This is a genomic window from Pseudomonas sp. R-28-1W-6, from assembly GCF_009799925.1.
GTDB lineage: Bacteria > Pseudomonadota > Gammaproteobacteria > Pseudomonadales > Pseudomonadaceae > Aquipseudomonas.
In genome coordinates this window covers 319,676-333,762 of sequence record NZ_WELK01000003.1, presented here as the reverse complement: position 1 = coordinate 333,762, position 14,087 = coordinate 319,676, and the positions used below count along the sequence as shown (strand labels likewise).

13 protein-coding genes are annotated in these 14,087 nt (G+C 68.7%); 6 read left to right on the top strand and 7 right to left on the bottom strand.

The annotated features are described in order from the left end of the window. Positions 1–61: 61 nt before the first annotated feature. The 5 genes from F3I62_RS09220 to F3I62_RS09200 all read right to left on the bottom strand — a co-directional run bounded on the left by F3I62_RS09220 (position 62) and on the right by F3I62_RS09200 (position 6,324). Positions 62–1,870, bottom strand: a complete 1,809-nt coding sequence (locus F3I62_RS09220) for a molecular chaperone (protein WP_160489348.1) — start codon at positions 1,868–1,870, stop codon at positions 62–64. Between the two features lie 134 nt (positions 1,871–2,004). After that, positions 2,005–3,006 (bottom strand): HPP family protein, encoded by a 1,002-nt coding sequence (locus tag F3I62_RS09215; protein WP_256667719.1) that lies wholly within the window; start codon positions 3,004–3,006, stop codon positions 2,005–2,007. Positions 3,007–3,009: 3 nt separating this feature from the next. Further along, positions 3,010–3,873: an archaetidylserine decarboxylase gene (gene asd / locus F3I62_RS09210; RefSeq protein ID WP_160489347.1), complete on the bottom strand. Its 864-nt coding sequence runs from the start codon at positions 3,871–3,873 to the stop codon at positions 3,010–3,012. A 17-nt stretch (positions 3,874–3,890) separates the two neighbouring features. Then, positions 3,891–4,706, bottom strand: a complete 816-nt coding sequence (locus tag F3I62_RS09205; RefSeq protein WP_160489346.1) for a rhodanese-like domain-containing protein — start codon at positions 4,704–4,706, stop codon at positions 3,891–3,893. A gap of 100 nt (positions 4,707–4,806) precedes the next feature. After that, entirely contained in the window at positions 4,807–6,324 is a 1,518-nt protein-coding gene (locus F3I62_RS09200) for an HDOD domain-containing protein (RefSeq protein WP_160489345.1), read from the bottom strand. Positions 6,325–6,442: 118 nt separating this feature from the next. Here F3I62_RS09200 and motA point away from each other — a divergent pair, with 118 nt between their 5' ends. Together motA and motB are read left to right on the top strand one after the other, a co-directional pair. Continuing rightward, a complete protein-coding gene (motA, locus tag F3I62_RS09195; RefSeq protein WP_160489344.1) occupies positions 6,443–7,294 on the top strand; it encodes a flagellar motor stator protein MotA in 852 nt (283 codons plus the stop codon). Positions 7,295–7,299: 5 nt separating this feature from the next. Next, a complete protein-coding gene (motB, locus tag F3I62_RS09190) occupies positions 7,300–8,328 on the top strand; it encodes a flagellar motor protein MotB (RefSeq protein ID WP_160489343.1) in 1,029 nt (342 codons plus the stop codon). 81 nt (positions 8,329–8,409) lie between these two features. Here the strand turns inward: motB and rsgA are convergent, their stop codons facing one another. Continuing rightward, complete coding sequence (gene rsgA, locus F3I62_RS09185; protein WP_160489342.1) at positions 8,410–9,441, bottom strand: small ribosomal subunit biogenesis GTPase RsgA; 1,032 nt, start codon at positions 9,439–9,441, stop codon at positions 8,410–8,412. Between the two features lie 113 nt (positions 9,442–9,554). Between rsgA and F3I62_RS09180 the strand changes: the two genes are divergently transcribed. Both F3I62_RS09180 and orn read left to right on the top strand, forming a co-directional pair. Next, on the top strand, positions 9,555–10,325 hold the full coding sequence (locus tag F3I62_RS09180) for a class I SAM-dependent methyltransferase (protein ID WP_160489341.1): 771 nt from the start codon (positions 9,555–9,557) through the stop codon (positions 10,323–10,325). 48 nt (positions 10,326–10,373) lie between these two features. Next, positions 10,374–10,919, top strand: coding sequence for an oligoribonuclease (orn, locus tag F3I62_RS09175; protein WP_160489340.1), 546 nt, complete (start codon positions 10,374–10,376; stop codon positions 10,917–10,919). A 70-nt stretch (positions 10,920–10,989) separates the two neighbouring features. Here the strand turns inward: orn and queG are convergent, their stop codons facing one another. Continuing rightward, positions 10,990–12,054 carry a tRNA epoxyqueuosine(34) reductase QueG gene (gene queG / locus F3I62_RS09170; RefSeq protein ID WP_160489339.1) on the bottom strand — a complete coding sequence of 355 codons (1,065 nt, stop codon included), beginning with the start codon at positions 12,052–12,054 and terminating at the stop codon, positions 10,990–10,992. Between the two features lie 65 nt (positions 12,055–12,119). Between queG and F3I62_RS09165 the strand changes: the two genes are divergently transcribed. Together F3I62_RS09165 and tsaE are read left to right on the top strand one after the other, a co-directional pair. Beyond that, positions 12,120–13,619 (top strand): NAD(P)H-hydrate dehydratase, encoded by a 1,500-nt coding sequence (locus F3I62_RS09165; RefSeq protein ID WP_160489338.1) that lies wholly within the window; start codon positions 12,120–12,122, stop codon positions 13,617–13,619. Then, entirely contained in the window at positions 13,607–14,074 is a 468-nt protein-coding gene (tsaE, locus tag F3I62_RS09160; protein ID WP_160489337.1) for a tRNA (adenosine(37)-N6)-threonylcarbamoyltransferase complex ATPase subunit type 1 TsaE, read from the top strand. Before F3I62_RS09165 ends, tsaE begins: the two co-directional genes overlap by 13 nt. Positions 14,075–14,087: the final 13 nt, after the last annotated feature.

The window sequence follows — 14,087 nt, the reverse complement described above, 5'->3', positions numbered from 1 at the left end:
TTTGCTAGGAATGCGCCGAAGAAGGGGCGAAAAAGGGCGACAAAATGTGGGGTCTTGGAATCTACAGCGACTTCCAGAGCGAGTCAAAATCTTCCTCCCCGCTCGGCACGAGGCGTCCTTGAGCTGTGACGGGTGTCCCGGCGGCCGGGCTGGGCTGCTCCAGCAGGCGGTATTCGAACTGGCTGAAACTGCCGGTGCTGGTTTGTCGCCGGCTGAGTATGGCGCGCAATTCCTGGCCGTGCAGGTTGATGCTGACCTTGTTGCTTTCCTGGAACGGCAGGCGCGGCGCGAGCAGCGTCGCCGGGCGGGAAATGGCGGCGATCGCCGGTAGCAGCAGGGCGCGCAGGTACTGGCTGTTCTGCTCGCTCTTGCGCACCAGCTGCAGGCCGCAGGCTTGCGCCTGCGGCGCGATCAGCTCGATGCCCATCTGCGTGCCGCCGCCGCGTACCTGGCGGATCCAGCGCACCACGGCCACGCTCCAGCCTTGCCCCGGCACATCCTGGACGCCGAGCAGCTCGCCGGCCTGCATCTGCCCCGGGACTTCCCTGGCCCAGCTCAGGCAGTAACCGCCGGGGCTGTGGTTGACGATGCTCAGCTCGAACAGCGGGTAGCTCTCGCTCCTGCTGTCCGGCTCTGCGTCGACCTGGGTGCTGGCGGCCTTGTACTGGATGTCTTGCATGCTCAGGCCGCGTTCCCAGCTGCTGGTCGGCTGGGCGTCGAAGGCGATGGTCCAGATATCCGGCTTGTGCTGCGCGACGGGGTTGAACTGCGCGGTTTTCGGTTCTTCGGGGCGCCTGAGCAGCTCGTTGAAGCTCTGCTGTCCGCCGACGAAGAAGTGCACCGCACTCATGCCGATGCACAGGGTCAGGCTGCCCTTGCCCTGGCTGCGCTGGAAGGTGCGCTCGGAAATTTCGCCCCAGGCCGCGCTGAGGTGCTGCAGCAGGTCCGGGCTCATGCCTTCCGGCACGGGCAGGCGCTGCGCCTCGTGGCTGCCGGCGGGCAGCAGCAGGTGTTCCTTGATGGCGTCGACCAGGCGGTGCGGGTCCAGGCCCAGCAGGTTGTGCAGCTCGTGGTCCTTGAGCAGGGACTTGTAGCGCGGCGGGCCATCCTGCAGGGGGGCGATGACGAACAGGCTGTGTGGTTGCTCGGCCGCCTGCAGGCTGACCAGCGTCGTCCAGTCTTCCAGCGCCTCGGCCAGGCGGGCGATGCTGTTCTGGCGCAACTGGTTGCAGCGTGCGCAGCCCAGCAGCAGGGCGGCCAGGTAGGTCTGCTCCTGGCTCAGGCTCTTGCCGTTGTGCGCCAGCGCATCGCGCACCTGCACGTGCTGCAGGGCGTACTGGCGGGCGATGCGCTGCAGCTGGTGCAGTTCCAGCCACAGGCCTTCCGGCACCGGGCAGTACAGCTGGCTGGCGCGCACCAGGGGGCCGAGCAGGCTGTGGCTGGCGCGCTGCAGGGCGGCGGTGAGCAGCGGCGCGCGCTCCTTGCTGAAGTGTGCGAGCTCCTGGGTGATCACCAGCTTGTAGCCGATGGCCAGGTGGTTCTGCAGCGCCTGGCAGAGGTTGGCGACCTTGCGCGGGCGCTCGTCGAGCACGATGGACTGGTTGAGGAAGTGCCGCTCCAGATGGCGGCAGACGAAGTACACCTCGGGGCGCAGCAGTTCGAGCAGGTGCAGGCGGTTGTCCGCCGGGGTGATCAGCTGGTTGAGTTCGGTCAGGCTCTGGTACAGCTGGCGGGCCGTTTCCCCGATGTTGGCCTTGGGCAGGCCGGCGAGCCAGCGCTTGAGTTCGCGTGGCGTGGGCTCGAACAGGGACAGGCCCGGCTGGTCCGGTACGGGGACGCGCAAGTGCAGATGGGGGCTCTGTTTATCCATGCTCGATGTTGTCCGCGGGCTCATGCTGCGAGTGCTGCACCAGGCCGTTCTGCCCAGGTTTCGCGCCACTCTAGCAGCATCGCAGCGACGCTGCAGCCGGTGGCCGGTGGCTAGCGCGTTAGTTGTGACCGGCGTTACGCCTGGCCGTTCCCGGGCGGGGCGAGTCCGGCGGCGCCGGCCGACTCGGCCGGGCTGACGCGCACCCAGCCATCGCCGACGCGCAGCACCGCGCTGGTGGCCCAGGCCGCCATGTCCTGGCGCCGGCAGACGCCGGTATTGCCCATGCCGGCGCCGGCGACCACCTTGTAGATCACCTGGTCGCGCAGGCCGCGGCCCGGCTTGCCGGCATCGATCACCTGGCGCACCGCCCAGGCATTGCCCGGCCGGGTGTTGCTGTAGCAGGCGCCGAGGAGGATGTCGCCGCCCTGCAGGAGCTGGGCCTGGGCATGCTGCTGGGCCAGCTGGACGATTTCCAGCAGGTCGTCGAAGCGGATGTCCAGGTAGGAATCGACCTGGCGCAGGGCGTGGTAGAAGTCTTCGGCGCTGAGCCCGCCGGGGATGCTGGGCGGCAGTGGCTGGCGGGCCAGGGCGGCCGGGTAGCGGCGCCAGGGGAACAGGCAGTTGAACAGCACGGCGACCAGCAGGATCACGGCGACATTCAGCAGCACCGGGCTGATGACGAAGGCGAAGCCGAGGTCGTGGATGGCGCTGCCGCCAATCACCGCGCTGAGGGCGGAGGCGCCACCGGGCGGGTGGATGCAGCGCGCATACTGCATCACCAGGATGGCCAGGGCCACCGCCAGGGCCGGGGTGAAGGCGGCCTCGGGCCAGAGCTGCTGGCAGCCGACGCCGATCAGCGCCGACAGCCCGTGCCCGCCGATGACCGCCCAGGGCTGCGAGAGGGCGCCGTGCGGCACGGCGAACAGCAGCACGGCGCTGGCGCCCATCGAGGCGATGACCCAGAAGGCCGCTTCGCTGGGCAGCAGCCAGTGGGTCACGGCATAGATCAGGCCGATGCCGGCAAAGGCGCCGAGGCCGGCGAGGAACTTCTCCAGGTGGCTGGTGGCGTCATTGCCCCAGCCCAGCAGGCGCAGCAGGTAGTGCATGGGGCTGCCCGGTGTCTGTTGCTGGGCCATGCCTCAGGCGTTGCGCGGCATGGCCAGGGCCTGGCCCATGCGTACCGGGCTGCCGGCGACCAGGCCGGCGGCCCACTGCACCTGCTGCGGGCCGAACAGCACGATGGCGGTCGAGCCCAGCTTGAAGCGGCCCAGTTCGCCGCCCTTGTCCAGCGCGATCGGCGCGCGCGCGGCCTCGTCGTAGCGGGTGGTTTTCAGCTCGCGCTTGGGCGGGGTGACCAGACCGGCCCAGACCGTTTCGATGCTGGCGACGATCATCGCGCCGACCAGCACCACGGCCATCGGCCCGCGCTCGGTGTCGAACAGGCAGACTACCCGCTCGTTGCGGGCGAACAGCTCGGGCACGTTCTCCGCGGTGGTCTGGTTGACCGAGAACAGCCGGCCCGGCACGTAGACCATCTCCTTCAGGGTGCCGCCCAGGGGCATGTGCACGCGGTGGTAGTCCTTGGGCGACAGGTAGATGGTGGCGAAGTCACCGCCCATGAACGGGCTGGCGCGCTCGACGTCGCCGCCGAGCAGCTCCAGCACGCTGTAGCTGTGGCCCTTGGCCTGGAAGATGCGGCCCTGCTCGATCGGCCCGAGCTGGCTGACCGCGCCGTCGGCGGGGCTGAGGATGGCGCCGGGGCTGGCGTCCAGCTGGCGCGCGCCGTCTTTCAGGGCGCGGGTGAAGAAGGCGTTGAAGTGCTCGTAGGCCGTCAGGTCTTCGACCCGGGCCTCGCTCATGTTGACCTGGTACTGCTTGGCGAACCAGCCGATCAGGCGGTCCTTGAACCAGGCGGCGCGGCATTCGGCGGCGCAGCCGATCAGGCGCGACAGCAGGTGGTGCGGCAGCAGGTACTGGCTGAGGATGAACAGGCGCTGTTTCATAAGATTCCTTGAAGCGGTTAAGACTCGACCGGGGTGTCTGGATGGTTGCCCCACTCGGACCAGGAGCCGGCGTAGGCCTTGACCCGTGGGTAGCCGAGGGCCTTGGCCGCCAGGTAGGTGAAGCCCGAGCGGCGGTGCGTCTGGCAGTGGGTGATCAGTTCCTTGTCCGGGGTGATGCCCAGCTGGGCGAGCACCGTGGCCAGGTCGCCGCGGATGCGCAGGTCGCGCTGGGCGTCCATGCCGGCGGTCCACTCGAAGTTGACGGCCCCCGGAATATGCCCGCCCTTGGCGGCCAGGACTTTCTCTCCGCTGAATTCGGCGGGCGAGCGGGCGTCCCAGATCGCCAGGTCGCTGGCGCCCAGGCGGCTCTGCAGGTATTCGCGGCTGGCGGTGGGTTCGTCGTGCAGGGTCAGGCCGACCTGGCCGGTGCCGGCTACCGGCTGTGCCTGGCTGAGTTCGCGACCCTCGCCGAGCCAGGCCTGCAGGCCGCCGTTGAGGTAGTGGTAGTGGCGGTGGCCGATCACGTCGAGCAACCAGATGAAGCGCCCGGCCCAGCCGCCGCCCTCGTCGTCGTAGACCACGTAGACCGCGTCCGGGCGATGGCCCAGTTCGCCGAACAGCGCTTCCAGTTGCGCCCGCTCCGGCAGCAGGCCGGGGGCCGGTGGCAGGCCCAGCTGGGTGCGCTTGCTGTCGACCCAGTGGGCGCCGGGAATATGCCCCTGGGCATAGCGCGCGGCACCGCTCAGGTCGACCAGGATCAGCTCGCTGGCCTGCAGGCTGGTGGCCAGTTCGGCCGGTTCGATGACCAGCGGCAGGGTGGAGAAGGCGGACATGGGAAGCCTCCGGCGATGGGGAAAAGGCGCGATTGTAGCGGAAGACCAGGGTCTGTTGCCGTTTCGTCCCTGCGGGTTGCGAACGAAGCTTGAACAGACCCTATGTGCCGCGGCGGGCAAAGCTGGCCAGGGCGCGCTCGATGCACTGGGCGGTCTTGCCGAACACCTGCAACTGGCTGTCGCTGATCGGTGCGCCCTGCTGGTCGGCCACCAGCAGCATCACCACCCGGCCGTTGCTGGCCAGCGAGCGCAGCAGCAGGTGCTCGCCGCTGAACAGGGCCTTCAGGCTGCCCGGCAGCAGGGCGGAGAACTGGGCGATATTGGCCGGGCTCAGGCGCAGTTGCCCGGGCTGGCTGAGCAGGCGCTGGAGCACCTGGCTGTGCGCCGGGTCGAGGCGCAGCTGGGCGGCTTCCGCCGGCAGGCCGGCGGCCTGCTGGGCCAGCAGCTTGCTCTGCGTGCGGTCGGCCAGCAGCACCAGGATGCGCTGCATGCCGGCGGCCTGCAGGGCGGCGCGGGCGCAGTCGGTCAGCTGCAGCACATTGGCGAAGACGGAAGGGCTGGCCAGCAGGCGCGCGCAGTGCTCCTTCCACGGCTCCAGCTCGCCCTTGATCGCCGCGGGCGGGGTCCGGTGCTGCAGGCGGCAGGCGTCCCAGGGCCAGAGCAGGGCCGCGGCGGGGTGCCAGAGGTCGGGCTGGGCATGCTGGTGGGCGCTGTGCACGGCCTGCTGGTGAACCAGCGGCTGCAGCTCGCCGAGGGCCATGTGCAGGTACAGGCCGGTCAGGCGCTGCCAGCGCAGGTGATGCTGACAACTCCAGTTGTGGTGGGCGGAGAGCGCCAGGCCGTTGGCCAGCAGGATGCTGTTGCCCGGCAGGGTCAGCCAGCGGCGCAGGTGCGGGTCGGCATCGAGAAGCTGCTGCTGGTGCAGGGGATGCTCGTTGTCGTGGGCGATATGCAGGGCCTTGACCAGCAGACGGCGGTCCGCGACCAGCAGGCGGTAGCCCTGGACTATCCATTCCGGCAGGCGCCAGTGGCGGGCCAGGGCCAGGCACAGTTGCAGCAGGGGCACGCCGAGCAGTTCGCGCTCGACCCGGCTGGCCGGCTCGCCCTGGCCCAGCACCCGGCGTTCCCAGGCGTCGAACAGCTGCGGGTAGGCCATGACCAGCGGCCACAGCGGCGCGAGGAACAGCAGGCTGCCCCAGTGGATCTCCTGCCACAGGCGGGCCAGGCGGTTGGCGAACAGGCCGTTGGCCTGCTGCGAGGCGTGCTGGCTGATCAGCAGCAGCTGGCGCAGGGCCAGGGGGATCTGCGCCTCGTCGACCACCGGCATCTGGTTCAGCAGGGTCTCGGCGCGGCTCAGGCCGAGGCGGTTGAGTGCCATCTCCAGGCTCTCGGCCGGTTCGCTGAAGCTGTTGCTGCTGCGATTGGCTTCGCGCAGCAGCAGCAGGGCGATGGTCGGGCTGTGCTGCATCTGCTCGGCGATCTCGCGCAGCGAACGGCGGCTGTCGACCAGGGTGCGGCGCACGCGTTCGTGCTGGCTGGCGGCAACCGGTAGGCGAACGGCATCCAGCTGCTTGAGCCAGGCGTCGAGTGTGCGTGGAGCGGCTTTGGAAGTGGGCATGCAGATTGAGCCAAACTGGCTTTTCGCCTTTACTGCCTATAGTCTGGCGCAATACTTCCGATAAATAGAAGGGTTGTTTTGCATAACCCTTCCGACTGACTCTTCAAGCTCATCTCCCATGGCAAAAATCCTCGGCATCTTGGTCGTATTCGGCAGCGTGCTCGGCGGCTTCATCCTGTCCGGCGGCAAGTTCATGGCGCTGATCCACCCCTTCGAGGTGATGATCATCGGCGGCGCCGCCCTGGGCGCCTTCCTGCAGGCCAACCCCGGCAGCACCTTCATGACCGTCTTCAAGAAGTCGTTGAAGATGTTCAGCTCGCGCTTCACTCACACCTTCTATCTGGAGGTGCTGAAGCTGCTCTACGAGATTCTCAACAAGAGCCGCCGCGAAGGCATGATGGCCATCGAGGCGGACGTCGAGGATCCCAACGCCAGCCCGATCTTCAGCAAGTACCCCTCGGTGCTCAAGGACGCGGGGATGACCGCCTTCATCTGCGATTACCTGCGCATCATGTCGTCCGGCAACATGGCGCCGCACGAGCTGGAGAACCTCTTCGACATGGAGCTCAACGGGCTCAAGGAAGAGCTGGAGCACCCGGCCCATGCGGTGGCCAAGGTGGCCGACGGCATGCCGGCCATGGGTATCGTGGCGGCGGTACTGGGCATCGTGATCACCATGTCGATCCTGGCTTCCGCGGACAACGCACAGATCGGCGAGAAGGTCGGTACCGCCCTGGTGGGGACCTTCCTCGGCATCCTGGCCTCCTACGGCTTCTTCGGCCCGCTCTCCGGTGCCCTGGAACACGATGCCAAGGAAGAGCTGAACCTGTACGAGGCGATCAAGGCCACGCTGGTGGCTTCCGCTTCCGGCATGCCGCCGACGCTGGCTGTGGAGTTCGGGCGCAAGGTGCTGTTTCCCGCGCACCGGCCGAGCTTCAGCGAGCTCGAGCAGGCCATGCGCGGTAACTAAGGGCCATGGAAAACAATCAGCCAATCATCGTCAAGCGGGTCAAGAAGACCGCTGGCGGTCACCATGGTGGCGCCTGGAAAATCGCCTTCGCCGACTTCGCCACGGCGATGATGGCGTTCTTCCTGGTGATGTGGCTGATGAGTTCGGCTACCCCCGAGCAGAAGAAGGCTATCTCCGGTTACTTCCAGGACCCCATCGGCTTCACCGAGAGCGCCAGCCCCCATGTGATCGACCTCGGCGGCACGCCGACGCCGGCCCCGGATCGCACCCTCAATCCCGAGCTAAAAGACGCCCCGGATGCCGAGGAGGCGGCGATCGACGCGCAAACCGAGGATCAGCAGGAAGTCAGCCCCAGCCAGGCCGAACAGCTCGCCGAGCAGGTCGAGCGCGAACGCCTGGAAATGCTCCTGCAGGAGCTGCAGACCAAGGTCGACGAAAATCCGCAGCTGCAGAAGTTCAAGGACCAGATCCTCTTCGAGATCACCCAGGACGGCCTGCGCATCCAGATCATGGATGCCGAGAACCGGCCGATGTTCGACCTCGGTAGCGCGCGTCTGCAGCCCTACTTCGAGGACATCCTGCTGATCCTCGCCGAGACCATCAAGGAAGTGCCGAACAAGATCAGCGTCAGCGGCCATACTGATGCCAAGCCGTTTGCCGCCGATGGCGAGTTCGGCAACTGGGAGCTGTCCGCCAACCGCGCCAATGCGGCGCGCCGGGCCCTGGTCGCCGGGGGCTACCCGGACGAGCGCGTGGCGCGGGTGGTCGGTTATGCCTCCTCGGCGCTGTTCGATCGCCAGGACCCGCTCAACCCGGTGAACCGGCGCATCGACATCACCGTGCTGACCAAGAAGGCGCAGCGCGCCATCGAGGGCGAGCAGGAACAGCAGGGCGACGCGCCGCCGCCCGCCGAGGGCGCCGTGCCGGCCGAGCCGATGCCGGCGGCCGATGCCCCGGTGCAGTCGCCGGAGCTGCGCGAGAAACTGAATATCTTCGAGGATGGCGCGCTGCAGTTCGACGAGCCCAGGGAGTAGCGGCTCGGGTCGCGTCTGCAGGACTGCACGATGAACAAGGCCGCGATGATCGCGGCCTTGTCGTTTCTGCTGCGGCGGGGCTCAGTATTCCGTCTCGGGCAGGCTGGCGATGATGTGCCGGTAGCTGGCCATCCGTTGCGGCTGGATGCGGCCGTCTTCCAGGGCCTTGAGCAGGGCGCAGCCGGGTTCGCGGTCGTGCTTGCAGTCGCGGAAGCGACAGGTGCCGAGCAGGTCGCGGAACTCGATGAAGCCGGCTTCGACGTCGTCGCGGCTGACATGGCCGAGGCCGAATTCGCGGATGCCGGGAGAGTCGATCAGCTCGCCGCCGCCGGGGAAGTGGAACAGCCGCGCGGTGGTGGTGGTGTGGGTGCCCTTGCCGGTGACTTCCGACAGCGGGCCGACGCGGGTGTCGACGCCGGGTAGCAGGCTGTTGACCAGCGACGACTTGCCGACCCCGGACTGGCCGACGAATACGCTGACGTGGCCGTCCAGACGCTTGCGCAGCTCATCCATGCCGCCGCCTTCGTGGGCGGACACTTCCAGCAGCGGGTAGCCGAGCTGGCGGTAGGTGGCAAGCAGGCCGTTGAGGTGCGCGGCGTTCTCCGCGTCGACCAGGTCGGCCTTGTTCAGCAGCAGCTGCGGCTGGATGCCGGCGTGCTCGGCGGCGATCAGGTAGCGGTCGATCAGGTTGGCGTGCGCATGCGGCAGCGGGGCGAAGACGATGACGATCAGGTCGACGTTGGCCGCCACCGGCTTGAGCTGACCGCGCATGTCCGGGCGGCACAGCTCGGAGCAGCGCGGCAGCTGCGCGACGATCACGCCGATGCCCTGGTTGCCGGCCCGCCAGACCACGCGGTCGCCGGTGACCAGCGCCGGCAGGTTGGCGCGCAGGTGGCAGCGGCAGACCTGGCCGGCCTGTTCGCCCTCCAGGGCTTCGACCTCGACCTGTACGCCGAAGTGGGCGATGACCAGGCCGGTCTGCTCGGGGCCGAGATCGCCGCCCTCGAGCTCTTCGAGCATGCGCGATTCGCGCTTGGCGGCGCGTGCCGCACGCTCTTCCTGAACCTTGTCGATGCGCCAGCTCTGGCGGCGAGTGAGTTGGCGTTTGGCCATGACCTTTCCGGGGTTAGTGAAACGGCCGCGAGTTTAGCACGGGGGCCTCGGGCTGGCTGTGGCGCCGCCGGAGCTGGTACAACTGGCGTTCTTCCTCGCTTGCCGGATGTCCCATGTTCGATCCTCTGCCCGGCCGTTACCCGGCCCTGCGTGCCTTGCTGGCCCAGTTGCTGGCCGTGCTGGTTGTGGCGCTGCTGCTGGTGCTGCTGAAACAGCTGGCCGGCTGGCACGTGCCGCTGTGGCCGGCGGCGCTGCTGCAGGGCGCTCTGGCCGCGGCGTGCGGTCATGGCCTGGGTTTGCGCCGCTGGTGGCTGCCGTTGAACTTCGCCTTCGTCCCGGCCCTGGTGGCGCTGCAGGCGCGCGAGCTGCCGTCTTGGTGGTTTCTCGGGGCTTTCCTGCTGCTGTTGCTGAGCAACTGGAACAGCTTGCGCGAGCAGGTGCCGCTGTACCTGAGCGGGGCGCCGACGCGGCAGCGCCTGAGCCGGCTGCTGGCCGGGCAGGCGGCGGATTTCCGTTTCGTCGACCTCGGCTGCGGCCTGGGCGGCACCCTGGTGCAGCTGGCGCGCGACTACCCGCAGGCGCGCCTGTGCGGGGTGGAGACCGCGCCGCTGGTGTTCCTCTGTGCCTGGTTGCGCTGCCTGCCCTACCGCAACTGCCGGGTGCGCTACCGCAGCCTGTGGCGCGAGGCGCTGGGCGACTACGACGTGGTCTACTGCTTTCTCTCGCCGGCGCCGATGGCGCGGCTGTGGCAGCAGGCGCGGGCGCAAATGCGCCCCGGCGCCCTGCTGATCAGCAACAGCTTCGAGGTGCCGCAGGTGCCGGCCCATGAGGTTGTCGAGGTGCCGGACTGGCGCGCTTCGCGTTTGCTGATCTGGCGGCTCTAGGGCCTGGCCTGCTGCTAAACTGGCGCCTTGCACCCAGGAGTAACCGCCATGCCGCAGAACCCCAACAACCTGATCTGGATCGACCTGGAAATGACCGGGCTGGAGCCGGAGCGCGACGTCATCATCGAGATGGCCACCATCGTCACCGACAGCGACCTGAACATCCTCGCCGAGGGCCCGGTGATCGCCGTGCACCAGAGCGATGAGCTGCTGGCCGGCATGGACGAGTGGAACACCCGCACCCACGGCGAGAGCGGCCTGACCCAGCGCGTGCGCGAGAGCAAGATCGGCCCGGCCGAGGCGCAGGCGCAGACCATCGCCTTCCTCGAGCAGTGGGTGCCGAAAGGCAAGTCGCCGATCTGCGGCAACAGCATCGCCCAGGACCGGCGCTTCCTCTACAAGTACATGCCGGAGCTGGAGGCCTACTTCCACTACCGCTACCTGGACGTGTCGACCCTGAAGATTCTCGCCGGCCTGTGGGCGCCGGCGGTCAAGGACTCCTTCCAGAAGCAGGGCAGCCACCAGGCGCTGGACGATATCCGCGAGTCGATTGCCGAGCTGCGCCATTACCGCGAGCACTTCCTCAAGGTCTGACGCGCTACCAAGCCCGCCTCGTGCGGGCTTATGCATGGCGGCCGAAGGCCGGGCGCGGCTTCAGCCGCTGCTATGCCTGGCCATGGCGCTGCAAGGCCCACAATACATGCTCGCGCACCAGTTCCGACGGATCGTCGCGGCGCGCCGCGAGCGCCTCCAGCACCGCAATGCTCGAGGGTGCATTGCCCAGGCCGACGGCCAGGTTGCGCAGCCAGCGCTCGTAGCCGGCGCGGCGCAGCGGCGAGCCTTCGGTGCGGCTGAGGAACTCCTCTTCGCTCCAGCGAAACAGTGCGCTCAGCGCGGCATTGTCCAGCCCGTGGCGCGGCTGGAAGTCGTTCTGCGCGGTCGGTTTGGCGAAGCGGTTCCACGGGCAGACCAGCTGACAGTCGTCGCAGCCGAACACCCGGTTGCCGATCAGCGGGCGCAGTTCGACGGGGATGCTGCCCTTGTACTCGATGGTCAGGTAGGAGATGCAGCGTCGCGCATCCAGCACGTAGGGGGCGACGAAGGCGGCGGTCGGGCAGATATCCAGGCAGGCCGTGCAGCGCCCGCAGTGTTCCGAGGCATGCGGCGCATCCACCGGCAGCGCCAGGTCGACGAACAGCTCGCCGAGGAAGAACCAGCTGCCGGCCTTGCGGTTGAGGATCAGGGTGTTCTTGCCGATCCAGCCGAGGCCGGCCTGCTCGGCGATAGCCTTCTCCAGTACCGGGGCGCTGTCGACGAAGGCGCGGTGGCCGAACGGGCCGATGGCCTGCTGGATGCGTTCGGCCAGCTGCTGCAGGCGCTTGCGGATCAGCTTGTGGTAGTCGCGGCCCAGTGCGTAGCGCGACACGTAGGCGGTTTCCGGCTGGGCCAGGCACTCGCTCATGCGGGTGTCGCCGGGCAGGTAGTCCATGCGCAGCGACACCACGCGCAGGGTGCCGGGCACCAGCTGCTCCGGGTGCGAGCGCTTGCTGCCGTGGGCGGCCATGTAGTCCATTTCGCCCTGGTAGCCGGCGTCGAGCCAGCGCTGCAGGTGCCGCTCATGTTCGCCCAGTTCCACGCCGGCGATGCCGACCTGCTGGAAGCCCAGCTCGCGGCCCCAGTCCTTGATGGACTGGGCGAGGTGCACAAGGTCGAGAGCGGTGGCAGACATGGCAGGCGGGAAACCGGAGGCGAGGAGGGTATAATTCTGCCAGACCTCGCCGGAATCACCGAACCATGTCGCTTGCTGAAACCCTATTACCCCTGCCGTTGTACAGCGCCGCCCAGGTTCGCGAGCTGGATGCGCGGCTGATCGCCGCCGGTACCCCGGGCTTTGAACTGATGCAGCGTGCCGCCCATGCGGCCTGGCGCGCGCTGCGCCGGCGCTGGCCGCAGGCCGCTGCGGTGACGGTGCTGAGCGGGGCCGGCAACAACGCCGGCGACGGCTTTCTGCTCGCCGCCCTGGCGCAGCAGGCCGGCTGGGCGGTGCGCGTGCTGGCGGTCGGCGCACCGCAGCAACTCGACGGCGATGCGGCGCAGGCCTGTGCCACTGCACGCGCGGCCGGGGTGACGATAGAGCCCTGGCGGGCCGACGCCGAGCTGCAGGGGGTGCTGGTCGATGCCCTGCTCGGCACCGGCTTTCGCGGAGCCTTGCGCGAGCCGTATGCGGCGGCCATCGCCCAGATCAATGGCAGCGGCCTGCCCGTGCTGGCGGTGGATATCCCTTCCGGGCTGAATGCCGACAGCGGCCTGGTCGAGGAGCTGGCGGTACGCGCCGACCTCACCGTCAGCTTCATCGGTCTCAAGCTCGGCCTGTTCACCGGTGATGCCGCCGACTGGATCGGCCAGCTGGTGTTCGATGACCTGCGCGCCGACCCGCAGCTGGTCGCCGCGCAGTCCTGCCAGGCCATGCGCCTGGCGGGCGCGGCGCTGCCGCGGCTGGCACCGCGCTCGCGCACCGCGCACAAGGGCAGTTTCGGCCATGTGCTGGTGGTCGGCGGCGATCGCGGTTTTGGCGGCGCCGCCCTGCTCTCGGCCGAGAGCGCCCTGCGTGGCGGCGCCGGCCTGGTTTCCCTGGCGACCCGGGGCGAGAATGTGCCGGCGTCCCTGGCACGGCGCCCGGAAATCATGTGCGTGGCCTGCGACTCCACCTACCAGTTGCCGGGGCTGTGCGAGCAGGCCGACGTGCTGGTGGCCGGGCCCGGCCTCGGCCAGCAGGCCTGGGGGCGCAGCCTGCTCAGTGCGCTGGCGGCCAGCCCGCGGCCGCAGGTGTGGGATGCCGACGCGCTGAACCTGCTGGCAAGCGCTGTCGTGACGCTGCCCGTCGATAGCGTGCTGACCCCGCACCCCGGCGAGGCGGCGCGCCTGCTCGGCTGCAGCACGGCCGCGGTGCAGGCCGATCGACCGGCGGCGGCCCGGGCCCTGGCCGCGAAGTTCGCCGCGGTGGTGGTGCTCAAGGGCGCCGGCAGCCTGGTCGCCGCCCCCGACGGTCGCCTGCTGCTGTGCGATCGTGGGCATCCGGCCATGGCCGGTGCCGGCTTTGGCGATGTGCTGGCCGGGCTGGTCGGCGCGCTGCGGGCCCAGGGCCTGGCCGCCTTTGAGGCCGCTGCGCTGGCGGTCTGGCTGCACGCCAGTGCCGGCCAGCAGCTCGGGGCCGGCGGTCGCGGGTTGGCGGCCAGCGACCTGTTGCCGACCATTCGTCAGTTGCTTGAGGAGCATTGTCCATGTCTGCAGTAACCCTGTACGCCGCTGGCGAGGAGGCCATGCTGGCCCTCGGCGCGCGCCTGGCGGCGCTGACCGAGGGGCGCGGCATAATCTGTCTGCATGGCGATCTGGGGGCCGGCAAGACCACCCTGTCGCGCGGCATCGTGCGCGGCTTTGGGCATCAGGGGGCGGTGAAGAGCCCGACCTTCACCCTGGTCGAGCCCTATGAGCTGGGCGACACGCGTATCTTCCACTTCGACCTGTATCGCCTGGCCGACCCGGAGGAGCTGGAATTTCTCGGCATCCGCGACTATTTCGGCGCGGACGCCCTGTGCCTGATCGAGTGGCCGCAGCGCGGTGCCGGCGTTTTGCCAAAGGCCGACCTGGACATTACCATTACCCCACATGAAGCCGGCCGTGCGTTGCTGCTGCAACCGCACAGCGCCCGCGCCGAGGCGTGGTGTGCTGCCTTATCTGCCGCCTTATAAGAGTCTGTATATA

Coding starts and splice junctions, on each gene's coding strand:
- F3I62_RS09220 (WP_160489348.1), bottom strand. CDS start 1,870: ATGGATAAACAGAGCCCCCATCTGCACTTGCGCGTCCCCGTACCGGAC.
- F3I62_RS09215 (WP_256667719.1), bottom strand. CDS start 3,006: ATGGCCCAGCAACAGACACCGGGCAGCCCCATGCACTACCTGCTGCGC.
- asd (WP_160489347.1), bottom strand. CDS start 3,873: ATGAAACAGCGCCTGTTCATCCTCAGCCAGTACCTGCTGCCGCACCAC.
- F3I62_RS09205 (WP_160489346.1), bottom strand. CDS start 4,706: ATGTCCGCCTTCTCCACCCTGCCGCTGGTCATCGAACCGGCCGAACTG.
- F3I62_RS09200 (WP_160489345.1), bottom strand. CDS start 6,324: ATGCCCACTTCCAAAGCCGCTCCACGCACACTCGACGCCTGGCTCAAG.
- motA (WP_160489344.1), top strand. CDS start 6,443: ATGGCAAAAATCCTCGGCATCTTGGTCGTATTCGGCAGCGTGCTCGGC.
- motB (WP_160489343.1), top strand. CDS start 7,300: ATGGAAAACAATCAGCCAATCATCGTCAAGCGGGTCAAGAAGACCGCT.
- rsgA (WP_160489342.1), bottom strand. CDS start 9,441: ATGGCCAAACGCCAACTCACTCGCCGCCAGAGCTGGCGCATCGACAAG.
- F3I62_RS09180 (WP_160489341.1), top strand. CDS start 9,555: ATGTTCGATCCTCTGCCCGGCCGTTACCCGGCCCTGCGTGCCTTGCTG.
- orn (WP_160489340.1), top strand. CDS start 10,374: ATGCCGCAGAACCCCAACAACCTGATCTGGATCGACCTGGAAATGACC.
- queG (WP_160489339.1), bottom strand. CDS start 12,054: ATGTCTGCCACCGCTCTCGACCTTGTGCACCTCGCCCAGTCCATCAAG.
- F3I62_RS09165 (WP_160489338.1), top strand. CDS start 12,120: ATGTCGCTTGCTGAAACCCTATTACCCCTGCCGTTGTACAGCGCCGCC.
- tsaE (WP_160489337.1), top strand. CDS start 13,607: ATGTCTGCAGTAACCCTGTACGCCGCTGGCGAGGAGGCCATGCTGGCC.